Below are 24,806 nucleotides of genomic sequence, written 5' to 3' on the forward strand. Positions count from 1 at the left end.
CATGAGCCGTGCCTCCTGCCTTGCCTCGATCCTGCTGCTGACCGCTTGCACAGCGCCAGAGGGAAAGGCTGGGCCGGGCGAGGCGGATGCCCCTTATCGCATCGGCCCTGACGGCGCCGCAGGCCTGACCGAAGCGGCGCCTTTCACCGTGCCCGCGATGGAGCGGGCGTTCGAAGGCCTGGAAGTGGTGTCGCTGCCTGATCCCGATCTGCCTGCATTTGAAGCGCGTATTCCCGCAACCGGGGCCCCGCTCTATGTCGTGACGCCCGACTGGTCGCGCGGATATACGGGCGCTGTCTCCACCAGCGCGGCAGATGTGGCGGGGCCGGGCGGCATCCGGGCCGGACGCAGCCGCCTCAGCGATGTGGCTGAAGAGCTGAAGGCCGCCTGCGCGCCGCCGGAGGAAGCCGGGGAGATAGTGCTTGTGTGCGAAAGTGACCGGTTCCGGCTGGAATTTACAGGTGAAACGGGAAACCCACTGCTCGCCCGGCAGACATATCTGCCGCCGCTGCCCTGATCTTGTTCGCCGGAGCAGGGAAATATGGTTCACAAAATCCTGCTGTATTTCCGGAGCATGCAGCATGGATGCAAGGTTTGAATCTTCTGCGCTGACCGGCTAGTTCTAGTGGCAGGTGATGTGAACAACGGATGAGAAGGCGGGAAAAGAATGCTGCATCCTTCGACCAAGAAGCTGATCGACAAGCTGGGCGAGATGACGCGCAAGCAGCGCGTCTCGTGGATCGAGGGGGAGAACGGCACCATCGTACACGATACCGAGGGCTACCGGGTCGTGCTGACACCGGAGCCGCACGGCGTGGTGCTGACCGATGCGCTGGGCCGCGAGATCGAGACCTGCTCTCCTGAAGAGATTGCTGACGAGAAGGACGCCGCCGGACGACCCTATCCGCTGTTCGTGCGCGAGCTGTTCCATGACGCGCACCGCTATGCGCGCGGAACGGAGAAGGCGATCCGCACCCTGCTCGCAGGGCTGGAGGCTTCCGAGGATGAGCCCGAGACGGTTGCCGCCGCGCCCGCCCCCGAGCCTGAGCCGGAACCCGAAACAGTGACCGATGAGACGACTTCGTTCGACGGCGAAGGCGCGATCACGGCGGCGGTCGCCACGCTGGCAGACCAGATCAACAACACGGCGCCGATGGCGGGTCCGGAAGTCGCGACTGCGGCGCCCGAGCCTGAGTTTATCGCGGACGCTGAGCCGGAATTTGTGGCTGAGCCTGAGGCCGTGGCTGCGCCGGAGCCCGAACCCGTTCCGGAGCCTGTGATGGCGGCGCCAGAGCCTGAGCCGCAGCCCGCGCCGCTGCCGGCGGCCTATGCCGAAGTGGACACTGGCCCGGTCGAAGAAATCGAGGAAGAGGCCGAGCCGGCGATGCCGGAACAGACGATGGAGGAGGCCCCTGCGCTGGCTGCCCCTGAACATGCGCCGGAGGCCGTGTTTGAAGCGCCAGCGGAGACTTGGGCTGCACTGGAACCTGAACCTCAGCCTGAGTCGCAGCCTGAACCTGTCGCGGCGGCGCCAGAATCCATGGCTGAACAGGAAGTGCAGCCGGAGCCCGCGCCGGAGGAGCCTGCCGCGCCGAACCCGATGCAACAGCGCTTCTCACTGTCGGGCATTCCCTATGGTGTTGGCTTTGCGGGTACCCAGCCTGTGGCCGCCCCGCCGGAGAAACCGGTAGAACCAGCTCCAACGGAGCCGCGCACGCTGATCATCGATGGCACGGAAGATCTGCCCGAAACCGTTCCCGGCGTAGCGGAGGAAGAGAGCTTTGCAGCGGCCCCGGCCCCGCACCGTGAAACGGGCGAGGAAGACGGCACGCCTGTGATCCCGCGCCGCTTCAATCCCTGGAACTAAAAGCGCTGGCTCAGCCGGCCTTCGCCGCCGCGCGGGGGCCGACATGCGCCTCGCCGCGCTGCCGTGCCAGATCTATCTGGCGCTGGCGCTCGGCAAAGCGGGCGCGCTGAGCATCCGTCATCGTGCCGATGCAATGCGGGCAGGAGACGCCCTCGACATAAGCCGCGTCCGCCTGCTCGCTTTCCGAAACCGGATGGCCGCAGGCATGGCAGAGGACATGGCTGCCGGGGGTCAGGTCGGCATTGACCGAGACGCGCTCGTCAAAGACGAAGCACTCGCCGCGCCACAGGCTGTTTTCCTGGGGCGTCTCTTCGAGATATTTCAGGATGCCGCCTTCGAGATGGAACACGTCCTCGATGCCTTCGGCTTTCACGAAGCTCGTCGCCTTTTCGCAGCGGATGCCGCCGGTGCAGAACATGGCGATCTTCGGGGAGCGACCTTCCGCCTCGAGTTTGGCCCGGAACTGGCGGAACCATTCGGGAAACTCACGGAAGGTTTCGGTCTGCGGGTCGATGGCGCCTTCGAACGTGCCGATGGCGACTTCATAGTCATTGCGCGTGTCGATCAGCACGGTGTCGGGATCTGAGATCAGCGCGTTCCAGTCTTCCGACTTCACATAGGTGCCGACGAGGCTGTTGGGATCTGTGCCCGGCACGCCCATGGTGACGATCTCGCGCTTCAGGCGCACCTTGAGGCGCAGGAAGGGCATCTTCTCGGCTTCGGCGAACTTCGCTTCCAGCGTTTCATTGCCGGGAATGGCGCGCAGGGTGGCCAGCGCCGCCTCGATGCCTTCATGCGTGCCTGCAATCGTGCCGTTCACACCTTCTTCGGCGATCAGCACCGAGCCCCGGATACCAAGGCTGCAGAAGCGCTGGGCGATCTCGGCGCGGCGTTCCTGGTAATCCGGGAAGCGGAAGAATTTGTAGAAGGCGGCAATACGGTAGGTCATGGGCGCCTTATGACAGAAGGCAGCCGGGCGGAAAATGGGGCAATCCCTTATATGCGCCGCCCGGCTTAATCGCTGTCAGGTGCGGACCTTGCCACGCACGACACGGCCGTTGCGCTCCAGCTCGATGTCCCATTCGCGGGCATTCTGCTTCAGAACATCCTGAATTTCCTTGACGGTCTTGGTCTGCTTTCCGTTCACGGACCGGATGATGTCGCCCGGGCGGAAGTAGTTCCGGGAAATGGTCCCCCGAGTGACCGAGTGGACATAGATGCCCGAACCACGGGTGAAGGGATCAAGGCCATTCTCCTCAGCGAGGCGCGGGGAAAGCTCGATCACGCGGGCACCGTTGAAGACGGACTGGCCGGTGAGCAGCACCACATCGGCCTCGGTTGCGCCCGGCGGAGGCGCGACCTTCACGCTGAAAGTGCTTGTCTTGCCGCCGCGCAGGACAGAAAGCGCAGCCGTTTCACCGGGATTGCGGATCGCGGCCAGGAATTTCAGGCCCTTTTCGTCGAACACTTCGCGGCCATCGATGGCGGTGACGAGATCGCCGCGGCGCAAGCCTGCTTTCTCAGCCGGGCCGCCGGGATAGACTTCCGTGACCATCACGCCGATCGGGCGATCGAGCCCCTGGGCCTTGGCGATATCGTAGCTGACCGACTGGCCAGCGAGGCCGAGCCAGGGGCGCACAAAGGTGCCGCCATTGACGGCAGCGTCCACCACGCGCTTCACCATCTCTGCCGGGATGGCAAAGCCGATGCCGACTGATCCGCCGCTGCGCGAATAGATGGCGGTGTTGACGCCGACGAGCTGGCCGCGCGTGTTGACCAGCGCGCCGCCGGAGTTGCCGGGGTTCACGGCCGCATCCGTCTGGATGAAGAAGGAGTAGTCGTTGATGCCGACATCGGTGCGCGCGGTGGCGGAGATGATGCCGTTGGTGACGGTCTGGCCAACGCCGAAGGGGTTACCGATCGCGAGCACAAGATCGCCGACCTGCGCGTCGCGCGTATCGGCAAAGGGCAGAACGGGCAGGCGCTCGCCTTCCGTGTTGATCTTCAGGACAGCAAGGTCGGTGCGTTCATCTGCCAGCAGCAGCTCGGCAGCGTATTCGCGCCGGTCGCTGAGCACGACGCGGAACGTGTCTGCGCCCTGAATGACGTGATTGTTGGTGACAACGATACCGTCCGCGCCGACGACAACGCCTGAGCCAAGCGAGTTCTGAACGCGGCTCTGCGGGGCGACGCCAAACATCATCTGTTCCAGCGTCATGCCGCGCTGGGTAACGTTCTTCTCGGAATAGACGTTGACGACAGCCGGCGAAGCCTGGCGGACGAGGGGCGCGAAGGTGAGACTGATATCGCCTGTCGACTGGGGCACGCGCTCCTGCGGCGCGCCCTGCGCAAAGACGGGCATGAGGGCCATTGTCAGCGCCATGAGCGCCGCAACAAAGGCCGCTGCAAGCAGTTTGGAAACGTGTCGGGTCATGCTGCGCAGATGGGTCATGATAATGGCTCTATTGCGGAGCGAATTATGGCGCAATCGCGCCGACATGACATTTCAGTCAGGTAAACCCTGGGGGTCAGGATGCGCCGCTTAGGACGCATCCTGACCTGATTGCAGCGCTTTCAGCCGCGCGAGGTTATCCGCATGGCTCTCCCGGCTGATGCGATAGAAACTGATGCAGATGATCATCAGCGTCCAGGCTGTCAGTAGCGAGATGGCGTAACCCCAGCCGAGGCTGCGCACCGATTCTTCGGTTGCCGCCGCCGCGCCGCCGCCCTGGGACATGTTGGCGACATGCAGGACGATGGACGCGGTGAACACCCCCGCCCCCTGTGACAGTTTGCGGATGAAGCTGATGCCCGCGAAGAAGATGCCTTCCGACCGGCGGCCCGTCTGCAGCTCAGAATCCTCCACGATGTCGGCCACCATGGAGCCCATCAGCATCTGCGTGGCGATGATGAGCGACAGGTCGAAGATCGTGATGGTCAGGATGATCGGGAAAAGTTCCGGCGAGCCATTGGGTGGCAGAAAGCCCAGCAAGCGCAGGATCACGGGGAGCGGCGCGATGGTAAAAGCGAGGATGCCGATGGTGATGGCGCCGCGCTTCTTGCCAACCGTCTTGCCTACGATGGGCGCAATGATCAGCGCCAGGATCGCCGAGATGTAGACGCCCATGGTGAGGTTGGCGATCTCGGTATTATCGAACTCCCAGAAGATGGTGTTGATATACTGGTTGAGCGTTGCTGAAATGCCGGTGGCGACAAGCCCGCAAAGCGTTGCCAGGAACAGCGCCCGGAAGGACGGGTTCGAGATTGTCTCGAAGATCTCGCGGAAAATGCGACCCAGCGTCAGCTGTCGCGCCGCCGGTGGCGACTTGAGGTTTGGTATGTGGCTGTGTGTGCCCGCGCCGCAAATAAGGACAGCGCCAAGAATGCAGAAAGCCGAGATGAGACCATACGTGTTCCAGCCGGCGATGTTGAACACGCCGATGGGCGTTTCCTCCGTCGGCACCAGCAGGAAGCGGAACAGCAGGATCTGGATCGTGAGCCCGCCAAACCAGGCAAAGAAATAGCGCAGCGACATGAGCGAGGTGCGTTCGTCATAGTCCTGCGTCAGCTCGGCAGCGAGGGCGGAGCTGGGCACTTCGTAGAAGGTGAAGGCAAGGCGCACACCGATGGTGGTGAAGACCAGCCAGGGGAACAACTCGTTGGCGGTGAGCCCGGCGGGCGGGTTCCATGTGAGGAAGTAGACGACCGCCGTGGGGATCAGCGCCGCATAGATGAACGGGTGGCGACGGCCAAAGCGTGTGCGGAGATTATCCGACCAGTAGCCGACCACAGGATCGGACACCGCATCAACCGCAAGCGCGATCATCAGGGCGGCGCCGACAAGGCCCGCATCCACCCCGAGAATGTTGCTGTAGAAGAACAGAAGAGCGTAATCGAACCCGTTATTCTTGATGCCGTCTGCCGCGCCGCCGATCCCAAACGACAGGCGCGTCAAGAAGCCCGGCTTAACCGCATCGGTTGCCGCCATTCATTCCTCCCAAATGTGTGTGCGGATGCGCTCGGCCTCAGAGGCCGAGCACTGCCTTGGCGATGATGTTACGCTGGATCTCGTTGGACCCGGCATAAATCGACGTCTTGCGGTAATTGAAATAGCTCGGCGCGGCGGTCAGCGTGTGTTCCGGCGTCGGGCAATCCACATTCGAGCCAGCCTCGGCCAGCGCGAGCGTGTCGTGCATGAAGGGATGGCCGTAGACACCGGCGGCCTCAAGGGCGAGTTCGGTGATCTGCTGCTGGGTTTCCGAGCCCTGGTATTTCAGCATCGAGCTTTCCGGGCCGACATTCTGACCGGCCGAAAGCGCCGAGAGAACCCGCTGCTCGGTTGCGTCGAGCGCTTCGATGCGGATTTCGGTCTGCGACAGCTTGCGGGCAAAATCGGGATCACGGATGACGGGCGCTTCGCCGTTCATTTCCTTCGAGGCGATCTTCTTCACCTTGCGCAGCATGTTGCGCAAACCGGAAGCGTAGGCGTTGCCCCGCTCGAATTCGAGCAGGTATTTCGCGTAAGTCCAGCCTTTATTCTCTTCGCCGATAAGCGCGTCCTTGATCTTCACCCGGACGTTTTCGAAGAAGACCTGATTGATTTCCTGGCGCCCTTCCGGCGGGCCGTCGAGCGTCGGCAGCGCGCGGACCGAGATGCCCGGCAGATTCATCGGGAACACGATGAAGCTGATGCCTTCCTGCGGCTTGCCCGATTTGTCGGTGCGCACGAGGCAGAAGATCATATCGGCCCACTGGGCGAGCGTCGTCCAGATCTTCGAGCCATTCAGCACATATTCGTCACCGTCGCGGACGGCCGACATCTGAAGGCCGGCAAGATCGGAGCCTGCGCCCGGCTCGGAATAGCCCTGACACCACCAGACTTCCGAAGAAAGGATCTTCGGCAGGTGCTGCTTCTTCTGTTCCTCATTGCCGAAGGCCATGATGACCGGGGCGACCATCGAGACGCCGAACGGGGCGACGTTGGGTGTGCCGGCGCCGGAAAGCTCCGCGTGAAGAATGTGGCGTTGAGCCGCCGTAAGGCCGGGGCCGCCATGTTCCTTCGGCCAGTTCGGCGCGATCCAACCCTTCTCATACAGCTTCTGCTGCCACTTCACCTGGGTCGGCTTATCGATATAGCCGTTCTTGGTAAGCGACATCTTGCGGCGCATGTCATCGTCGAAGTTTGCGGCGATCCAGTCGCGCACTTCTTTCTGGAAAGCTAGGTCAGCTGGAGAAAGGGAGAGATCCATGACGGCGCGGCCTTCTTATTCAACGATGTCGTAATATTGGATTTCCGGCGCGCCGGCGAGGACGGCGCCGAGCTTGGGACCAGCGGCCTTGAAATACTCTGTCTGGCCGTGCGATTTCAGGGCATCGGCAGAGGCATACTGTTCCATGAAGATATAATCGGTGGACGAGCCTTTGGCCTTGTAGAGCTGGTAGGTCAGGCAGCCTGGCTCATTCGCCTTGACCTTGGCCATGAGGTCCTTGGCGACCTGTTCAAATTCGGTCTGCTTACCGTCCTGAATTTTCAGCTTTGCGACAACGCCGATCATGCTTTCCTCCCGGGGATTATCGTTCTTCGTTACAGTATGGACTACGTGCGTGGCGGCAAGCCTTTCGCTAGGTCACCCACAGGAGAATTGATCGCTCCTGGGGCCGCGCCTCCTGCGCGGGTGAGGCGTCTTGGTTAATGTACCCATCCTGAACCTGCGGGCATACATTGGAACGGAACTTGCTCCTGTGAGGCGAAATGCAGGAACCCACCGGCCCGAAACCCATGCTGAAGCAGATCAACACCGCCTCTTTCAAGCCCGCCCCGCTGGGCGTGGACCCGGCTTCCATTCTCGCCGTTATCCCGGCGCTGAATGAGGAGCGCCATATTGAAGCCTGCATCCGCTCGCTGATGCAAGGCAGCCCGATCCTGCGGCTGGTGCCGCTTGTGGTGGCCGATGGCGGCAGCACGGATGGCACAGCTGATATCGTCAAACGCCTGACGGCCGAGTTTCCGAACCTGCGCCTGATGAAAAACCCGAAAAAACTGCAATCGGCGGCCATGAACTTTGCTGCCGGCACCTTCGGCGGCTCCAATACCCGCTGGCTGGTGCGGTGCGATGCCCATTCCATCTATCCGCAGAACTTCATCCTGCATGTCGCCGAGGCCCTGCAACAGACTGGCGCTGCTTCGGTCGTGATCCCAATGGATGCCGTTGGTGAGACCTGTTTCGAAAAGGCCAATGCGTGGGTAGTCGATACCCTGCTCGGCTCTGGCGGCTCGGCCCATCGCGGCGGGCGTCGGTCGCATTTCGTTGACCATGGCCACCATGCCGGATTCGACATTGCCTGGTTCCGCCAGATCGGCGGCTATGACGAGACCTTCTCGCATAATGAAGATGCCGAATATGACCATCGCCTCGGCCTCGCCGGCGGCAAGGTCTGGCTGGACGCCGACATCCGCATTGAATACGTGCCCCGCGGCTCGGTCCGCGCGCTCGCCCGCCAGTATTTCAATTATGGCAAAGGCCGCGCGCGGAACCTGCGCAAGCACAAGGGCCGTTTGAAACTGCGCCAGGCAGTGCCCATCTTTGCACTGGCTGGCAGTATTTTCGGGCTGCTCGCGGGCATTTCCTTCTGGCCTGCCCTGGCGCTGCCGCTCGGATATCTCAGCATTTTGGCGGGCGCCTCTGCGGCCATCGCCATTGGCCGCAAATCGCTCTGCGGCCTTTATTCAGGCCTGGCCGCCGGCACCATGCACATGGCCTGGGCAGCAGGCTATTGTTGGGAAAGTGTTGCCGGGAAGGATTGAATTACTGACCGGGTTTCTTGGAATTACAAGGTTAATCGGATAGTTTCGGCAATCCGGGGATACGCAGAATGGCTCTGACCAGAGGAAAACTTGCAGACGCGCTCAGGACGCGGTTCGGCCAGTTCACACGGTCGGCCGATGCTGCGCGCCGTTCACTACTTTCCGGCTTCCGCGTTCTGCAGGCCGGCGAAGAAGCAGCCAGCGAACCGGTTGAGGCTGAGCCCCCACGCATCACCGAAGCCCCCGAAGGGGTCTGCCTCTATGCCGTCGGCGACATTCATGGCCGCATGGACCTGCTGACGCGCCTTGTCGAAATCATCGACGCAGACGCTGCCCAGCTGCCAGAAGGCGTGAAGCCCCAGATCATCTTCCTGGGCGACTATATCGATCGCGGCCTGCAATCGCGCGATGTGCTGGAGTATTTCTCCAGCGGCGCGCTCGACCGGTATGACCCCGTCTTCCTGCTCGGAAACCATGAAGAAGCCCTGCTACGCTTCTTGAAAGAGGTCGGCTTCGGCATGCAGTGGACCCGGTTTGGCGGCGCTGAAACACTCTATTCCTATGGCTTTGCCCCGCCGAATGCGCGCGCGAGCCTCAATTCTCATGACGACATGGCCAAGGTGCGCGATGCTTGGGCCAAGCTCTGGGAAAACTTCCGGGAGCGCCTGCCGGAAAGCCACCTCAAATTCCTGCAAGCCCTGAAGCCCTATCATGTCGCGGGCGATTATCTGTTCGTGCATGCCGGGCTGCGCCCAGGCCTCAGCCTGGACGAACAGTCCCAGCGCGACATGCTCTGGATCCGCGACGAATTCCTCGAGGACGGCGCCCGATTCGATCACCTGGTCGTGCACGGACACACACCAGAAGACGCAATCCACCGCGACAATCGCAGGATCGGCCTCGACACCGGCGCGTTCCTCACCGGGCGTCTTTCCGCGGCGCGCCTTTTCGGCACAGATGTTGCTTTCCTTAACACCTGAAACTTAGTCAAATGCACCGGGCGGCACTCATTCCGCCCCTCAAATTCAAATCTGGGAGACCCTGCAGCATGCTGACGCTTCGCTCCTTCCTGGCCATTGTGGCCCTTGCTCTTGGCCTGATGGTTTCTGCCTGTGGCACGACCGGCGGCACCGCGGGCGCCCGCGATGCGGACCCGGTAACCACCTCTCAGGTCGTCACCCCCTACAAGCTCGGCTCGAGTGATCGACTGCGGGTGACTGTTTTTGGACATCAGGATCTGTCTGGCGAATTTGAAGTCGACGGTTCGGGCGCCATTTCCATGCCGTTGATCGGCGAGGTTAACGCTATCGGCCTTTCGGCGCGCGAACTTGAGGCCTCAGTCGCTAGCCGGCTGTCCGATGGTTACATCCTGAACCCGCGCGTTAGCGTCGAGGTGATCAACTATCGCCCCTTCTACATCCTGGGTGAGGTTGGCCGTCCGGGCGAGTATCCCTTCACCAGCGGACTGACCGTTCAGAACGCCGTGGCCGCTGCGGGCGGATACACTTACCGGGCGAACAAACGGGTCGTTTACATCAAGAGCATCGATGCTCCGGCAGAGGTTGCCTACGATCTGACAGCAACGACGGTCGTGAAACCCGGCGACACGATTCGGATCGGTGAACGGATCTTCTGATCCCGCGAATTCTGCACCAGAATCGATCAAAAGCGCCGCGATCTGCGGCGCTTTTTTTGTCTCGCCTCACCAAAATTTGGGGGGCCGTTGCCCTCTATTCAGGTTTAACCAACCATAAACCAATGAGACTGCTCAGGCGGTCGGCATCGTGTGCCATTATTTGACGAATACTTTCGCTTGTGGGGAGAAACTTTCGGAAAGGCCTTATTTCGCAAACGGGAAAGTGGTATACGAATTGCAAACGCCAATACATGAGCCCCGCGCGGCCCGGTCAAAAGGGGACCACGGCTGAGGAAGCAGCTGCGCGGGAAAACGAATGTATAGCGGCGTAGAGTACAAAGGGGACTACCAATGGAATTCCGGATCACCGACGCTTCTGGCGGTGTCGATGAGCAGACGCTTGTCATCAGCGAACCGAGACGCCCTAATCCGCGCAACTCGTTCACTGCCAAGCGCGCTTTCGACATTCTCGTTGCCTCGATTGGCCTGATCTTCATCGCTCCGCTGCTCCTGACGGTCGGCCTTCTGGTTCGCCTTCAGGATGGCCAGAGCTCGATCTTCGCGCACAAGCGCTACGGTCAGAACGGACGTGTATTCAGCTGCTACAAGCTGCGCTCGATGGTCCCGGATGCGGATCTTCGCCTGCAGCATCTGCTGGAAACCGATCCAGAAGCAAAGCGCGAGTGGGACCTGACGCAAAAGCTGGTTAACGACCCGCGCGTCACACCGCTCGGCCGCTTCATCCGCGCCACCTCGATCGATGAACTCCCGCAGCTCATCAATGTGCTGAAAGGGGACATGTCGCTCGTCGGCCCGCGCCCGATCTCGATGTCCGAGCGCAGCCGGTATGGCGAAAACTTCGCCGACTATTGCAGCGTCCGCCCCGGCATCACAGGCCTGTGGCAGGTCAGCGGCCGCAGCAACACCAGCTATCCCGAGCGCGTGCGTCTCGATACGGCCTATGCCAAGGGCCGCACCTTCTGGGGTGACATCATGATCATCCTGAAGACCGTTCCGGCAGTCGTGAAGTCTGACGGCGCCTGCTGAATAAAAAAGGAAAGCAGAAAGGCGGCCACCGGCCGCCTTCTTCATTTCCGAGGGCGTATTTACGGGTGGGAGCCGGGCGCTTCGGGGAGCGCGCCTGGAAGTTTGGGGGCAGGTTGATGGCGAGCTGGGCAAAATTGCGGGAACCGGAAAGTAACTGGCTTGGCGCAGTCCTTGGATTGGCTGCAATCGCCTTGCTCGCAGGGTCTGTTCTGACCGCGCCAGTTGTCGTGTCAGCGGGTTGGGACGCGCCTCATTCAGAGCCGCCCCCCAAAGCAGAGCCCTACCCGCCGATAGCGCCCGACGCAGACGCGGGGGCATCCTTCATCCACAATTTCGGGGACGGGCACGACCCGACCCGCTGGTACAAATCCAATTTCAGCTACCCCTCCGCTCACCCGGCCTGGCTGGCCCGGCAGATACATTTCTACGATGACCGTGTTGAGCTGGAACTGCGTCGCAAGCGCGTTGGCGACAAGATTTTTGCCGGCGCCGAATACCAGCGCCGCGGCTTCTATTCCTTCGGGCGCTATGAAGTGGTGATGACCCCCGCCCCAGGCTCCGGCACCGTCAGCTCGATGTTCACCCACACGGACGGCAATTTCGACGAGCCCCATGACGAGATAGATATCGAGTTCCTTGGCAAGGACCTCACCATGGTGACGGGCAACTATTTCACCGATGGCGCGACCTATCGTTATCTTGAACTACCCCTTGGCTTTGACGCCAGCAAGGAAGTGCATCTCTATGCGTTCGAATGGACCCCCGACGAGATCCGCTGGTATGCCAATGATAAGCTGCTGCACACAGCGACCGCCGCCGAACACCCCATTCCGCAGACACCCGGGCGTATCATCATAAATTTGTGGACCGGCTCGAAATGGCAATATGACTGGCATGGCCGGCCGACATTCCCGGATGGCACACGCGCGGCCTATTATTGCCTGAGCTTCCTCAAGGCGGGCGATACCGGCCCGCAATGCTCTGACAGTTTCGATCCGGTAGCCGCCAATGCTGCCGTGCCGGGGAAATGACCGCTCCAACGGAGCCGACAGTCAACGCCCCCCTTCCCCCCATGTCCACTGACGGACTATGACGTAAGCATGCCGAACGAGCCGTCCTCCTCCGCAGCCCGACGGAACAACCCGCCGTGAGGAGCGCTCGCTGTGACAGGCATTGAACTCATTTCAGCTGCCGGCTTCACAGCTGCCGGGCTTTTCGTGGGGGCTTCCATCAACACCGCCACCCGCAGATTGCAGGGCGGCCAGAGCGGAATGAGCCCCGGCGGGCAGGATGACAGGCTGCCAATTGGCCGCGATACTGTCCTGGCCAGCCTTGCCGGCGGCCTGATCGCATTGGCGGCCGTTGCGCGCCAGGCAGGCTCCCCCCTGGAGATGACTTTCACAGCACTGTTTGGGTGGCTGTTGCTTGCGCTCTCGATCGTCGATTTCCGTACCTTCATCCTGCCGGACCGGCTCAATCTGGCCGTCTTGCTGCTGGGCGCAGTTATGGTGGCTCTCTATGCTCCAGAGCGTTGGCCCTGGCATTTAGCGGGGGCAGCGGCAGGCTACGGCATCCTGTGGATCGTCGAAGTAGGCTACCGCACGATCCGCCGGCAGGACGGTCTCGGACGCGGTGATGCGAAACTGCTCGGCGCGATCGGCATGTGGGTTGGTGTTCTGGGAATTCCGCAAGTTTTGATGATCGCATCCCTGAGCGGAATTCTGGCCGCACTTGTATCGTCCTGGCGGAGGAAAGAGCCGCTAAGCGGCCACTCCGCCATTGCATTTGGTCCCTGGATCGCGCTTGGCGGATATTGTGTTTGGTTGTTTCCGGCGCTGCTTATCCCCGTCTTATGACCTCACCGGGTAAAGCTGGGCGCATTGCTTCCCGCGACCTGCCTTGTCTCGCCGCGCTACACCAGGCGCGCGGCGCTGGGGCATGGCCGTCAAGAGAGCTTCAACAAAGCGTCACAGAACCGTCGCCGATATCCCCCAATAGCGGGCGAGCAACCGACGGGACAAACAATGCCGGCGAAGAAAGAACTCTATGATGGCGGGCTCGACCGGGTGGCACAACCCACGCCGCCTGTTTCCACAAACGTTCATTCTTTTCCGTCAGACCGCTCGGGCGCCGATCGACAACGCTTTCTCGCGGGCTTGTTCCGCAATCACTATTCCGAGCTGATCGGCAGATTGCGCAAACTTTATGGTGTCGGCCCCCCCGAACCTGAAGACATTGCGCAGGCGGCCTTCTCAAGGCTGGCCGGGCTGGAGGATCTGAGCCAGATCCACTCGCCACGCGCTTTCCTTTTTCGCACGGCGGTCAACTTGGCTCTCAATTCGATCGACAGTGTGCGCCGGCGGAATGCGTTTGTAACCCGGCATCTGACGCTACACCTTTCCGGCATTGTGGAAGAACACACGCCGGAATCTGTCTTCATAGGCAAACAGGATCTTGAACGGGTCGCGCGCGCCATTGAGCGTCTGTCGCCGAAGCAGAAAGAGATCCTGTTGCGGACGAGGTTCAAAGGGCAGACATATGCACAGATCAAACGGGAAACCGGATGGAGTCAGGCGGACATCTCGCGCCAGCTCAAAACGGTGCTCGATCTTCTCTCGGCAGAACTGGACAGCTGAGCCACCGTCGACCTGGCCCGATGTCCTGCCCTTTAACAACAAGTCTCCCCGATGATCCGACAACGCCCCCCGCCTTCCCGTTCCGATACGCCCTCGAACGATGCTGCCAGCGAAGAGGCGCGCGCGTGGGTCGCCCGTCTTGCGTCAGGTGACATAACGGCCGAGACGGATGGCGCGTTCCGGGCTTGGCTCAACGCATCTGCGCACAACCGCAGCGCCTTTGTTCAGGCAAACGGACTGTGGGACAATCTTGTCGATGTCGACGCGGTTGAGACCTTGCTTGCAACGCGCGGCGACGTTCTGTCGGCGCGCCGGGTATCGCTGTCACGCCGTGCTTTTACAGGCGCCGCCGCGGCCGCTCTTCTTGCCAGCGCCGCCGCCGTTGGCTTGATGGCTGTGATGCCGGCTCCGGTCGATACGATCCTGATCGAAACCGGCACCAGCCAGATCGAAACCTTTACATTGTCCGATGGCAGTATGGTCACACTCGGCGGCGCAAGCCGGGTATCCGGCCGGATGACCGACGCCGCACGTGAGCTTGAACTTGTCGCGGGCAATGCCTTCTTCGATATCGCGCGTGACGAAACCCGGCCTCTCACTGTCACGGCGGGTGGATACGCCGTACACGTCCTGGGAACGCGTTTCGATGTCAAGATGCAACCCGATTGGGTGTCGGTGGCGGTTGACCATGGCCATGTCGAGGTCACGGCCCTGGGGCAGGAAAAGCGACAAGCGCTGATGGCTGGCGACAAGATCATTGTCAGTGCGGCCTCCGGCTTCGGGCCGGTTCGCACCTTCGATGCCGATCAGGAGTTCTCCTGGCGATCGGGCCGCCTATCCTTCGTGGATGCGTCATTGCGCGATATCATTACCGGGATGAACCAATACAGCGCCCGACCGCTGACACTGGCGCGCGACGCGCCGGCAGATCTACGTTTGACGCTGTCTTTCCGGACAGACCAGATAGATCAGGTGCTGACAGGCCTGGAGAGCAGCTACCCTGTGGGCGTGTCATCGACCCCGGAGGGCGTGGTAATTTCGGGACGCGCAGATGAGCCGCGATGAACCTTTTGTGAAGATTGAAGCCGGCGTGAAACACGCTGCCGGATGATCTGTCTTCCCCCTGACCACGCGGACGCGTGGCGCGGATGTGAAACCTCACACCGCCAGGTATTTCTTCAGGGGTAACTCATGACTTCTCCCATCCTGTTGCGCAAAGCGCTTGTGCTGTCGGCGTCCGGCGCCGCGCTGTGCCTAAGCAATACTGCCCTGGCCGAACCGGTCGACATTCAGGACGATGTCAGCGTTCAGGAAACCGTTATCGTCACGGGCACGCGCGGCGCGCCCCGCACAACCTTTGACAGCCTTGCTCCGGTGGATGTCATTTCCGATCAGGCGATCGATCTGACGGCTTCCGACGAAGTCATGGACACCCTTGCCCAGCTGGTGCCGTCCTTCAATGTGAAGCGTCTTCCGATGGCTGACGGTCAGGTCTTCGTGCGCCCGGCCAGCCTGCGTTCGCTGTCGGCCGACCACACCCTGGTGCTCGTGAACGGCAAACGGTTCCACAGATCCGCGCTGCTTGGTTCGAACGGCGCGCAGGCGCCCGACCTGGCACAAATCCCCTCCTACGCCATCAAGCGCATCGAAGTGCTGCGCGACGGCGCTTCGGCCCAATACGGTTCTGACGCGATCGCTGGCGTGATCAATGTCATCCTTGACGACGCCGCCGGAACCAACGCCTTCGCTCAGGCTGGCCAGTATTATGAAGGCGACGGCGAGCAGTACCGGCTCGGCGCCCAGCAGGGTTTCGTGTTCGGAAACGGCTTCCTGAACCTGTCTGGAGAGTATACCGACTCCCAACAAACCTCGCGCTCGCGCCAACGTCCGGATGCTGAGCAGCTGCAGGAAGACTTCCCGGAACTCAACGTCCCCAATCCCGTTCAGCACTGGGGCCAACCGGAGCGACAGGCCTACCGGTTCGCGGCAAACGCCGCCTATGACCTGGGCGTGGGCGAAGTTTACGCCTTCTCGACCTATGGCTGGGGCGCGGGCGTGTCGGACTTCAACTGGCGCAACCCGGTTTCCACCAGCGCCTATGGCGATAGCGTCATCGACCCGGACTATGATCTCTCCGCGATCTATCCTGCGGGCTTCTCGCCACGTTTCGGCCAGGATGACACCGACTTCTCGATCACCGGCGGCTACCGCAGCGCGGGCGACGGTCCCTTCTCCTATGATCTGAGCGCCAGCTATGGCCGCAACCAGATCGACTATTACATGCACACCTCGATCAACGCCTCGCTCGGCTCGGCCAGCCCGACATCTTTTGATATCGGCACGCTGACGCAAAGCGAGCTGAACCTGAACGCGGACTTTGTCTATCTCGCCGAGCTGGATTTCCTGTCGGACGATCTGACCTTTGCCTTCGGCGCAGAACGCCGCAAGGAGACGTACCGCATTGGGGCCGGTGAATACGCCTCCTATGCGGTCGGTCCGCTTGCCGCAGAAGGTTTCCCGTCCGGCTCGAACGGCTTCCCGGGCTTCTCGCCCGACCAGTCAGGCTCGTCCGACCAGACAAGCTTTGCCGGTTATGTTGACATTGAAGCTCCGGTTACGGATCGCTGGACCGTTGGCGCAGCAGTCCGTTATGAAGACTTCTCCGAGTTTGGCAGCAATACGACCGGCAAGGTCTCGACGCGGTTTGAAGTGACCCCGAACCTCGCCGTCCGCGCGACGGCCTCGACCGGTTTCCGTGCGCCGACACCGGGCCAGCTGTTCTCCGAGCGTACGTCCCAGGGCCTCGACACCACGACGCTGAACATCTTCACCAGTGGTCGCTTCAGCCCGCAAGGCGCGGTCGCGGCTGTGATTTCCCAGCGCGACGGCGTCGAGATTTCCCCGCTCGAGCCAGAAGAGTCTGAAAACCTGACTGCCGGCATCGCCTGGAATACCGGCTTTGGCCTCAACGCCACACTGGACATCTACCAGATTGACGTAACAAATCGCCTGAGCACATCGGCTACCTTTGCCGTGACAGATGCAGAGCGTGCCCAGTTCGCTGCCCTCGGCGTCGCCGGCGCTGAAAGCATCACGCGCGTCAACTTCTACCAGAACGACTTTGACACGCGCACCAAGGGTCTCGATCTGGTCGTATCCTACGGTCGGCCCGTTGGCCCGGGCGATCTCACGTTCACCGGCGCCTACAACTACAACAAGACGGATGTAACGGGCGGCGCTTTTGCGGCCAATGCCACAGGCGCTGACCGGTTCGAGAAGACCATTCCGGAGCACACTGGCAACCTTCAGGCGTCCTATGCACTTGGAAAATGGGACGTGTTCGGTCGCATGCGCTATTATGGCGCCTGGCGCGACTATTCGGGTAACGCCACAGGCGACATCTTTCAGGATTTCGGAAGCATGGTCCTGTTTGATATCGGCGCGTCCTATGCCGTGAACGACGCCCTCTCCGTCCGCGTTGGCGCTGAGAACGTTTTTGATCAGTATCCGGATGAGGCGACCTATCAGGCCAGCCGCGGCCTGATCTATTCACGCAATGCGCCGTATGATACCGATGGCGGTCAATATTACGTCCGCTTGGATGTCAGCTTCTGATCTCGGGAAGAGACATGAACGTTACCAGACGTCTGGTTATGAAGGGCGCCGCTGCTGCAGCGGCGTCCTTTGCCGCCGCCCCCAGCCAAGCGGCGCCCGCGCCGGCCCCGGCGCAGCGTTTGCCTGGCGATATCGCCCGGGATGAAGCCTACTGGCGCCATATTGCGGCCCAGTATGATGTGACCGGCGACGTGGTGAATTTCGAGAACGGCTATTGGGGGGTGATGGCCCGCCCGGTGATGGAGGCATTCTTCAGACACACCGAGAAGGTAAATCGGGACAATTCCTGGTACGCCCGCCGAAGCTACTATGCTGATCTGCAGCCGGTCCAACAGCGGCTGGCGAACATGCTCGGCGCAAACGATGACGAAATTGTCTTCACGCGCGGCGCGACAGAGGCGCTCCTCGCGCTGGTTGGCGGCTACCGCTCGCTGACGAGCGATGACGCCGTGATGTATTCCGATCTCGATTACGATTCCATCCAGACAGCTATGGAGACACGCGCCGAGCAGGCCGGCGCTGCAGTCATTCGGATCGAAATGCCCGAGCCTGCCACACATGAGTCTATTCTTGAAACTTACCGGCAGGCGCTCGCGGGCAATCCGTCCGTCCGATTGCTGTTGCTGACCCATATCAGCCACCGGACAGGGTTGAAGATCCCCGTACGAGAGATTGTGGAGCTGGCGCGTGGTTTCGGTGTCGACTGTATCGTCGATGCTGCGCACTCTTGGGGGCAGACCGATTTCCGCATTGATGATCTTGGGGCGGACTTCATAGGTTTCAACCTGCATAAATGGATTGGCAACCCGATTGGCGCGGGCCTCCTCTACATCCGGCGTGGCCGGGAGGCGGATATCAGCCCGAACATCTCCGAACGCCCGGACGGCACCGGCAAAGCGTTCCACAGAATTCATACGGGCACGACCAATTTCGCGACGTTCCTGACGATCAATGACGCCCTTGATTTTCACGACCTGGTGGGCGCGGCGAACAAGGCGGCCCGCATTGCCCATCTGCGGGATCTATGGGTCAACGACCTGCGCGATGATCCCCGTCTCGACATCCTCACGCCTGAGGACCAGCGCCTGCATGCAGGCATTACGTCCTTCCGCATCCGGGGCCGCGGCAGCGTAACGGAAAACAAGGCGATCGTGGAAAAGCTGGCGACGGCGCACGGTGTGTTCACGACCCACCGGGCGGGACCAGCCAACGGCGCCTGCGTCCGGATCACCCCGACGCTCTACAACACGCCGGCCCATTGCGTTCAACTCGTGGGCGCGTTGCGGTCTGTTCTGGATGAATTCTAAGGGCGGACCGGTCTGGCTTCTGCGACATTTCTACGTCACCTGCCGAGGAACTGACGCCGCCGCTCGTCTTGTCATCAGCCTGTCATCGCCATCGGCTTGTAAGGGGATCAATCACCACCGTTTTTCTGATCCCCTGATTGGCTCATGCGTTCGCTGGTCCTGATCTGCTTGTCTTGCCTGCTGGCGCCCGGTTTCGCTGAGGCGCAGAGCGTCCCGCTTTCTGTGCCTGCCTTGCCACTGCCAGACGCCCTCAATCGCCTGTCGGAACAGACCGGCCATGTCATCATCGCCAGCTCAAGCGATTTACCCGATATTCAAACACGCCCCCTGAAGGCGCGCATGACGCCGGAGGCAGCGCTCGCCTATTTGCTTGAAGGCACCGGGCTCAAGGCGCAGCAGCAGTCGGGCGGCGCGTGGGTTGTCCGTGCCCTGCCACGACCGCGCACGCTTCCCCCGACAGGATCGCGCCCGCCCCTCTTCCCTGCGCCGGCAGACAAGGTGAGGGTCTATGAAACCGTCATTGTCACCGGATCTCGCACCGGCCTTCCGGCAATCGAAAGCATGTCGCCTATACAGGTGCTTGGCCCTTCAGATATTGCGGCGCCGGTCTCCGACGATTTGACGGATGTGATGGCCACTCTGGTGCCCGGCTTCTATGTTCAGCGTCGCCCACTCAGCGACGGCGCGGTGTTTGTGCGCCCCTATAGCCTGCGCAATCTCTCTGCTGATCACACGCTTGTGCTCATCGACGGGAAACGTCGTCACCGCTCGGCAATGTTGAACACGGGTGGCGCTCAGTCGTCTGATCTTTCAAAGCTTCCGACGAACGCAATCGGCCGTATTGAAGTCCTGCGCGATGGCGCCTCGGCCCAATACGGTTCGGATGCCATCGCCGGGGTGATCAATGTCATCACCCGTCAGGACGCCGCACCCGACGCTTATGGGCAATACAGCCAATACTATGCCGGAGATGGCATCCAGAAACGCTTCGGCGCCGGCGGCGGCATGGACACCGGCGATGGGAGCTTTCGCCTCGCCTTTGATTACAGCGACGCGGCGCCGACATCGCGGGCGCGCCAACGCCAGGATGCGTTGGACTATCTTGAAGCCCATCCGGACGTCGCTTTGCCCGACCCGGTGCAGAAATGGGGGCAGCCTGAACGGGAAGATTTCCGCACGCTGGCAACGGCAAGCCATGAAACGCCTCTGGGCCGCGTCTACGCGCTCGCCAGTTATAGCTGGGGTCAGGGTGTTTCCGATTTTAACTGGCGCAGTCCGAATGCGTCGAGCGCCTACGCCATCAGCCCGGCGTTTGACGGATGGTCTTTGAGGGATCTCTACCCACACGGGTTCAAGCCTCAGTTCGGCCAGGACGAACAAGATGGCTCGGTCATGCTAGGCCTCAAACATACTACGGCGAAAGGATTGTCTTACGATCTCAGCTTCGGCGCGGGGGAAAACAGCATTGGCTATTTTCTCTACGACACGATCAACGCCTCGATGGGGCCGGAAAGCCCACTCAGCTTCAATGCGGGCGGCCTGCGTCAGCGGGAATATACTCTGAATGCTGATTTTCAGAAAACCTTGTCCCCGGGCATGTTGACTTCGCGCCCCATCGAGTTCGCATTTGGCTTCGAGCACCGCCTGGAGCGGTACAGCATTCGCGCGGGCGATTCGGCCTCTTACCAAATCGGACCGGGCGCAGCCGACGGGCTCACCTCCGGTTCCAACGGTTTCCCCGGATACACCGCACTACAGGCCAGGACCTATGGGCATGCCAGTTCGGCGGCCTATATCGATACGGTCATCCAGCCAAGCGAGACGACGCGGCTTGGCCTTGCCGCACGATTCGAGGAGTTCGACTCGTATGGCGACCGGCTAAATGGCAAGCTATCCGTGCGCCAGGATATTGGCGGCGGCCTGATCGCGCGCGCCACTGTCTCGACTGCGTTCAAAGCGCCCACGCCCGCCCAAAGCTATTCGGAGCGGACGTCCCAAGGGGTTGATCCTGAGACGCTCGATATCTTCACCAATGGCCGGTTTGCGCCAGTCGGGCCGGTGGCAAACATTCTGAGCCAGCGTAGCGGCACGCGTATCGATTCGCTCCGGCCCGAAACCTCCACCAACCTCTCTGCAGGTCTCGTCTGGCGACCACAGGGCGCGTTTACGGCAAGCCTTGACGTCTACAGCATTGACGTGCGCGACCGCATTTTCAATTCTGAGACTTACACGCTGACGGATGCGGAACGATCGAGCCTCGCGGCCCTGAACATCCCTGGCGGAGAAAGCATCACACGGGTTCAGTTTTACCAGAACGATTTCGACACCCGCACATCGGGGTTCGATCTATCGCTTGATCATGACCGTCCATTTGCGGGCGGCGAGCTTAGCCTGCGGATCCTGGGCAACTATAACGAAACGGAAGTGGTGAACGTTGCTGCCAGCGCGTCGTCACTTCGGATTGAACAATTTGAACGGATCTTCCCCAAATATGCTGGGATATTCTCTGCTGAGTATGCGCGCGGCCCGGTTCGCCTGGACAGCCGGGTTCGCGTGATCGGGCCATGGGCGGACTATTCCGACCAGACAGGCACGGTCGTTCAGACCTTCGGCACAGAGTTGTTTGTTGATGTCGGCGCTACCTTGGACATCGGCGCACAAACCACCCTGCGCATCGGCGCAGAAAATCTTTTCAACGAATATCCTGAAGAGGCGCGTCTCGAAGCCAGCAAAGGCCTGATCTACTCGCGCAACGCCCCTTACGATACCGATGGCGGGCAATACTATGTCCGACTAAATGTCAGGCTGTAGCGGTCGTCGATGCCATTTACCGGCCCCAAGCCCCGGCGCTGTGCCCTTTGGGCGTCGTTTTGTGCAAGAGGGTGGCGACGAACTCCTCTTCGGCGACTGCCTCCCCCCTTCGCGCGCATTGCGCGCCGACAAAGCGGCGGGAAACGGCAACATCACGGGCGAGAAACAAACCTAACGAACCGCCGGAAATCTGGCCGATAAGACCTCGCCCGGAATCAGAAAACCCCCGGTTCCGTTTCCGGGACCGGGGGTTTCCTTTTTGGGTGCGGGAACAGGATTTGAACCTGTGACCTTCAGGTTATGAGCCTGACGAGCTACCGGACTGCTCCATCCCGCGTCAGCTAACTTGTTCGTCCCCGGAGAGTATCCCCTGAAACGAAAATCCGGCCCGCCGCTTTCGCCGGGGCCGGACGGAGCCGCATCGATCGAGTGATCTTTGCGGCAGACCGCCCTTAAGCGGTCTTCGTAGTAAGAGAAAGACGTGTCTGCAAGTATTACAATCGCCAACTGGGCTCGGCAGACCCGGCAGCGACCTACTCTCCCATGCCTTAAGACATAGTACCATCGGCGCAAGGGGGCTTAACGACGGAGTTCGGGATGGGATCCAGTGGGGACCCCCTGCCATAACCACCAGGTCGGCGGAAACCAGTTTGCGATTGTAAGAAACCAAAATGTCTTGACTGAAGTGTCGTTAAAAGACTGCGCTTTCAACTACACATGAGTTTCGGATCAAGCCGATCGAGCAATTAGTATCAGTTAGCTTCATGCCTCGCGGCACTTCCACACCTGACCTATCGACGTCCTGGTCTTGGACGGCTCTCAGGGATACCTGGTTTTGAGGTTAGTTTCCCGCTTAGATGCTTTCAGCGGTTATCTAGTCCACACATAGCTACCCTGCAATGCGGCTGGCGCCACAACAGGTCCACCAGAGGTGTGTTCATCCCGGTCCTCTCGTACTAGGGACAAATCCTCTCAAGTATCCAACACCCACGGCAGATAGGGACCAAACTGTCTCGCGACGTTCTGAACCCAGCTCACGTACCACTTTAATCGGCGAACAGCCGAACCCTTGGGACCTTCTCCAGCCCCAGGATGTGATGAGCCGACATCGAGGTGCCAAACGATGCCGTCGATATGGACTCTTGGGCATCATCAGCCTGTTATCCCCGGAGTACCTTTTATCCGTTGAGCGATGGCCCTTCCACTCGGGACCACCGGATCACTATGACCGACTTTCGTCTCTGCTCGCTCCGTCGAGCTCGCAGTCAGGCAGGCTTATGCCATTGCACTCAACGAGCGATGTCCGACCGCTCTGAGCCTACCATCGCGCGCCTCCGTTACACTTTGGGAGGCGACCGCCCCAGTCAAACTACCCGCCACACAGGGTCCCGGCCCCATCCAGGGGCGCGGTTAGACATCAAAGAAGACAAGGGTGGTATTTCAAGGTTGGCTCCACTCCAGCTGGCGCCAGAGCTTCAAAGCCTCCCACCTATCCTACACATATATTCTTTAATGCCACTGTGAAGCTGTAGTAAAGGTTCACGGGGTCTTTCCGTCTGACCGCGGGTACCCCGCATCTTCACGGGGAATTCAATTTCGCTGAGTCTATGTTGGAGACAGTGGGGAAGTCGTTACGCCATTCGTGCAGGTCGGAACTTACCCGACAAGGAATTTCGCTACCTTAGGACCGTTATAGTTACGGCCGCCGTTCACCGGGGCTTCAATTCAATGCTTGCACATCTCCTTTTAACCTTCCGGCACCGGGCAGGCGTCAGACCCTATACGTCATCTTGCGATTTCGCAGAGCCCTGTGTTTTTGATAAACAGTCGCAACCCCCAGTTTTGTGCCCCTCAGTACTGGTTGCCCAATATGAGGCCTCCTTCTCCCGAAGTTACGGAGGTAATTTGCCGAGTTCCTTCAACATAGTTCTCTCAAGCGCCTTGGTATGCTCTACCAGTCCACCTGTGTCGGTTTAGGGTACGGTCTAATGTGGGAGGCTATTTCCAGGGACCCCCAGGCTGCACTCACAATCCAGTAAGTTCGTACAGCTTTCGGAATCCGTCACTCATCCCACGGCCCACGAATATTAACGTGGTTCCCATCGGCTACGCCTTTCGGCCTGACCTTAGGGGCCGGCTAACCCTGCGCAGATTAGCTTTACGCAGGAACCCTTGGACTTTCGGCGAGCGGGTCTCTCACCCGCTTTGTCGCTACTCATGTCAACATTCTCACTTCCGATACCTCCAGCAAACCTCACGGTTCACCTTCACCGGCTTACGGAACGCTCCGCTACCGCTCTTACGAGCCCGCGATTTCGGCGCATAACTTTAGTCCCGATACATTTTCCGCGCAGGATCGCTTGATCAGTGAGCTGTTACGCTTTCTTTAAAGGATGGCTGCTTCTAAGCCAACCTCCTGATTGTCTCAGCAATCCCACATCGTTTCGCACTTAGCTATGACTTGGGGGCCTTAATCGGCGGTCTGGGTTGTTTCCCTTTTCACGACGGACGTTAGCACCCGCCGTGTGTCTGCCACGTATAACTTCCAGGTATTCGGAGTTTGATAAGGTTTGGTAATCCGGTGAGGACCCCTAGCCCATTCAGTGCTCTACCCCCTGGAGTCTCAACCGTGACGCTCTACCTAAATAGATTTCGCGGAGAACCAGCTATCAGCAAGTTTGATTGGCCTTTCACCCCTAGGCACAGGTCATCCGAGAATTTTTCAACATTCAACGGTTCGGCCCTCCAGTGCGTGTTACCGCACCTTCAGCCTGCCCATACCTAGATCACTTGCCTTCGGGTCTAATGCTACGTACTCAGTCGCCCTATTCAGACTCGCTTTCGCTGTGCCTACACCTAACGGCTTAAGCTTGCACGCAACACTAAGTCGTTGACCCATTATACAAAAGGTACGAGGTCACTCCGAAGAGCTCCCTCAGCTTGTAGGCATCCGGTTTCAGGATCTGTTTCACTCCCCTCATCGGGGTTCTTTTCATCATTCCCTCACGGTACTTGTTCACTATCGGTCGGTAAGGAGTACTTAGGCTTGGAGGGTGGTCCCCCCATGTTCAGACAGGATTTC

At 60.5% G+C, this 24,806-nt stretch carries 18 protein-coding genes, 1 tRNA gene and 2 rRNA genes (1 of these 21 cut by a window edge); 13 read left to right on the forward strand and 8 right to left on the reverse strand.

The window, feature by feature from the left end:
* Position 1: 1 nt before the first annotated feature.
* Both K1X12_RS16370 and K1X12_RS16375 read left to right on the forward strand, forming a co-directional pair.
* A complete protein-coding gene (locus K1X12_RS16370) occupies positions 2-517 on the forward strand; it encodes a hypothetical protein (protein ID WP_220988672.1) in 516 nt (171 codons plus the stop codon).
* 150 nt (positions 518-667) lie between these two features.
* On the forward strand, positions 668-1,867 hold the full coding sequence (locus K1X12_RS16375) for a hypothetical protein (RefSeq protein ID WP_220988673.1): 1,200 nt from the start codon (positions 668-670) through the stop codon (positions 1,865-1,867).
* A gap of 10 nt (positions 1,868-1,877) precedes the next feature.
* Here the strand turns inward: K1X12_RS16375 and trhO are convergent, their stop codons facing one another.
* The 5 genes from trhO to K1X12_RS16400 all read right to left on the reverse strand — a co-directional run bounded on the left by trhO (position 1,878) and on the right by K1X12_RS16400 (position 7,422).
* The gene (trhO, locus tag K1X12_RS16380; RefSeq protein ID WP_220988674.1) at positions 1,878-2,816 is read right to left on the reverse strand and encodes an oxygen-dependent tRNA uridine(34) hydroxylase TrhO; all 939 of its coding nucleotides are present in this window, start codon (positions 2,814-2,816) and stop codon (positions 1,878-1,880) included.
* A 75-nt stretch (positions 2,817-2,891) separates the two neighbouring features.
* Complete coding sequence (locus K1X12_RS16385) at positions 2,892-4,319, reverse strand: Do family serine endopeptidase (protein WP_225908012.1); 1,428 nt, start codon at positions 4,317-4,319, stop codon at positions 2,892-2,894.
* A gap of 90 nt (positions 4,320-4,409) precedes the next feature.
* Complete coding sequence (locus K1X12_RS16390) at positions 4,410-5,855, reverse strand: MFS transporter (protein ID WP_220988675.1); 1,446 nt, start codon at positions 5,853-5,855, stop codon at positions 4,410-4,412.
* 37 nt (positions 5,856-5,892) lie between these two features.
* Positions 5,893-7,116 (reverse strand): acyl-CoA dehydrogenase family protein, encoded by a 1,224-nt coding sequence (locus tag K1X12_RS16395; protein ID WP_220988676.1) that lies wholly within the window; start codon positions 7,114-7,116, stop codon positions 5,893-5,895.
* A 15-nt stretch (positions 7,117-7,131) separates the two neighbouring features.
* Positions 7,132-7,422 (reverse strand): putative quinol monooxygenase, encoded by a 291-nt coding sequence (locus K1X12_RS16400; protein WP_220988677.1) that lies wholly within the window; start codon positions 7,420-7,422, stop codon positions 7,132-7,134.
* A gap of 197 nt (positions 7,423-7,619) precedes the next feature.
* Here K1X12_RS16400 and K1X12_RS16405 point away from each other — a divergent pair, with 197 nt between their 5' ends.
* The 11 genes from K1X12_RS16405 to K1X12_RS16455 all read left to right on the forward strand — a co-directional run bounded on the left by K1X12_RS16405 (position 7,620) and on the right by K1X12_RS16455 (position 21,724).
* Entirely contained in the window at positions 7,620-8,672 is a 1,053-nt protein-coding gene (locus K1X12_RS16405; RefSeq protein ID WP_225908013.1) for a glycosyltransferase family 2 protein, read from the forward strand.
* Between the two features lie 68 nt (positions 8,673-8,740).
* Positions 8,741-9,652, forward strand: a complete 912-nt coding sequence (locus K1X12_RS16410) for a metallophosphoesterase family protein (RefSeq protein WP_220988678.1) — start codon at positions 8,741-8,743, stop codon at positions 9,650-9,652.
* Positions 9,653-9,720: 68 nt separating this feature from the next.
* Positions 9,721-10,308: a polysaccharide biosynthesis/export family protein gene (locus K1X12_RS16415; protein ID WP_220988679.1), complete on the forward strand. Its 588-nt coding sequence runs from the start codon at positions 9,721-9,723 to the stop codon at positions 10,306-10,308.
* 351 nt (positions 10,309-10,659) lie between these two features.
* On the forward strand, positions 10,660-11,355 hold the full coding sequence (locus K1X12_RS16420; protein WP_220988680.1) for a sugar transferase: 696 nt from the start codon (positions 10,660-10,662) through the stop codon (positions 11,353-11,355).
* Between the two features lie 116 nt (positions 11,356-11,471).
* A complete protein-coding gene (locus tag K1X12_RS16425) occupies positions 11,472-12,386 on the forward strand; it encodes a family 16 glycosylhydrolase (protein ID WP_220988681.1) in 915 nt (304 codons plus the stop codon).
* Between the two features lie 132 nt (positions 12,387-12,518).
* The gene (locus K1X12_RS16430; RefSeq protein ID WP_220988682.1) at positions 12,519-13,211 is read left to right on the forward strand and encodes a prepilin peptidase; all 693 of its coding nucleotides are present in this window, start codon (positions 12,519-12,521) and stop codon (positions 13,209-13,211) included.
* A gap of 168 nt (positions 13,212-13,379) precedes the next feature.
* The gene (locus tag K1X12_RS16435; protein WP_220988683.1) at positions 13,380-13,991 is read left to right on the forward strand and encodes an RNA polymerase sigma factor; all 612 of its coding nucleotides are present in this window, start codon (positions 13,380-13,382) and stop codon (positions 13,989-13,991) included.
* Positions 13,992-14,042: 51 nt separating this feature from the next.
* Positions 14,043-15,056, forward strand: coding sequence for a FecR family protein (locus K1X12_RS16440; RefSeq protein ID WP_220988684.1), 1,014 nt, complete (start codon positions 14,043-14,045; stop codon positions 15,054-15,056).
* Between the two features lie 126 nt (positions 15,057-15,182).
* On the forward strand, positions 15,183-17,606 hold the full coding sequence (locus K1X12_RS16445) for a TonB-dependent receptor plug domain-containing protein (RefSeq protein ID WP_220988685.1): 2,424 nt from the start codon (positions 15,183-15,185) through the stop codon (positions 17,604-17,606).
* Between the two features lie 14 nt (positions 17,607-17,620).
* The gene (locus tag K1X12_RS16450) at positions 17,621-18,913 is read left to right on the forward strand and encodes an aminotransferase class V-fold PLP-dependent enzyme (RefSeq protein WP_220988686.1); all 1,293 of its coding nucleotides are present in this window, start codon (positions 17,621-17,623) and stop codon (positions 18,911-18,913) included.
* A 144-nt stretch (positions 18,914-19,057) separates the two neighbouring features.
* Positions 19,058-21,724, forward strand: a complete 2,667-nt coding sequence (locus tag K1X12_RS16455; protein WP_220988687.1) for a TonB-dependent receptor — start codon at positions 19,058-19,060, stop codon at positions 21,722-21,724.
* Positions 21,725-21,984: 260 nt separating this feature from the next.
* Here the strand turns inward: K1X12_RS16455 and K1X12_RS16460 are convergent.
* The 3 genes from K1X12_RS16460 to K1X12_RS16470 all read right to left on the reverse strand — a co-directional run.
* Positions 21,985-22,061: transfer RNA gene (locus K1X12_RS16460), tRNA-Met, on the reverse strand.
* Positions 22,062-22,244: 183 nt separating this feature from the next.
* A 5S ribosomal RNA gene (gene rrf / locus K1X12_RS16465) occupies positions 22,245-22,359 on the reverse strand.
* A 90-nt stretch (positions 22,360-22,449) separates the two neighbouring features.
* Positions 22,450-24,806: ribosomal RNA gene (locus K1X12_RS16470) — 23S ribosomal RNA — on the reverse strand (it continues 417 nt past the right edge of the window).

This window comes from Hyphomonas sediminis (genome assembly GCF_019679475.1).
In the GTDB taxonomy this organism is placed as follows: Bacteria; Pseudomonadota; Alphaproteobacteria; order Caulobacterales; family Hyphomonadaceae; genus Hyphomonas; species Hyphomonas sediminis.

What these genes read in the sequence shown, in the direction of transcription:
- K1X12_RS16425 (WP_220988681.1), top strand. Translation starts at nt 11,472, where the DNA reads ATGGCGAGCTGGGCAAAATTGCGGGAACCGGAAAGTAACTGGCTTGGC.
- K1X12_RS16450 (WP_220988686.1), top strand. Translation starts at nt 17,621, where the DNA reads ATGAACGTTACCAGACGTCTGGTTATGAAGGGCGCCGCTGCTGCAGCG.
- K1X12_RS16370 (WP_220988672.1), top strand. Translation starts at nt 2, where the DNA reads ATGAGCCGTGCCTCCTGCCTTGCCTCGATCCTGCTGCTGACCGCTTGC.
- K1X12_RS16455 (WP_220988687.1), top strand. Translation starts at nt 19,058, where the DNA reads ATGCGTTCGCTGGTCCTGATCTGCTTGTCTTGCCTGCTGGCGCCCGGT.
- K1X12_RS16405 (WP_225908013.1), top strand. Translation starts at nt 7,620, where the DNA reads ATGCAGGAACCCACCGGCCCGAAACCCATGCTGAAGCAGATCAACACC.
- K1X12_RS16395 (WP_220988676.1), bottom strand. Translation starts at nt 7,116, where the DNA reads ATGGATCTCTCCCTTTCTCCAGCTGACCTAGCTTTCCAGAAAGAAGTG.
- K1X12_RS16390 (WP_220988675.1), bottom strand. Translation starts at nt 5,855, where the DNA reads ATGGCGGCAACCGATGCGGTTAAGCCGGGCTTCTTGACGCGCCTGTCG.
- trhO (WP_220988674.1), bottom strand. Translation starts at nt 2,816, where the DNA reads ATGACCTACCGTATTGCCGCCTTCTACAAATTCTTCCGCTTCCCGGAT.
- K1X12_RS16375 (WP_220988673.1), top strand. Translation starts at nt 668, where the DNA reads ATGCTGCATCCTTCGACCAAGAAGCTGATCGACAAGCTGGGCGAGATG.
- K1X12_RS16440 (WP_220988684.1), top strand. Translation starts at nt 14,043, where the DNA reads ATGATCCGACAACGCCCCCCGCCTTCCCGTTCCGATACGCCCTCGAAC.
- K1X12_RS16435 (WP_220988683.1), top strand. Translation starts at nt 13,380, where the DNA reads ATGCCGGCGAAGAAAGAACTCTATGATGGCGGGCTCGACCGGGTGGCA.
- K1X12_RS16410 (WP_220988678.1), top strand. Translation starts at nt 8,741, where the DNA reads ATGGCTCTGACCAGAGGAAAACTTGCAGACGCGCTCAGGACGCGGTTC.
- K1X12_RS16445 (WP_220988685.1), top strand. Translation starts at nt 15,183, where the DNA reads ATGACTTCTCCCATCCTGTTGCGCAAAGCGCTTGTGCTGTCGGCGTCC.
- K1X12_RS16400 (WP_220988677.1), bottom strand. Translation starts at nt 7,422, where the DNA reads ATGATCGGCGTTGTCGCAAAGCTGAAAATTCAGGACGGTAAGCAGACC.
- K1X12_RS16420 (WP_220988680.1), top strand. Translation starts at nt 10,660, where the DNA reads ATGGAATTCCGGATCACCGACGCTTCTGGCGGTGTCGATGAGCAGACG.
- K1X12_RS16415 (WP_220988679.1), top strand. Translation starts at nt 9,721, where the DNA reads ATGCTGACGCTTCGCTCCTTCCTGGCCATTGTGGCCCTTGCTCTTGGC.
- K1X12_RS16385 (WP_225908012.1), bottom strand. Translation starts at nt 4,319, where the DNA reads ATGACCCATCTGCGCAGCATGACCCGACACGTTTCCAAACTGCTTGCA.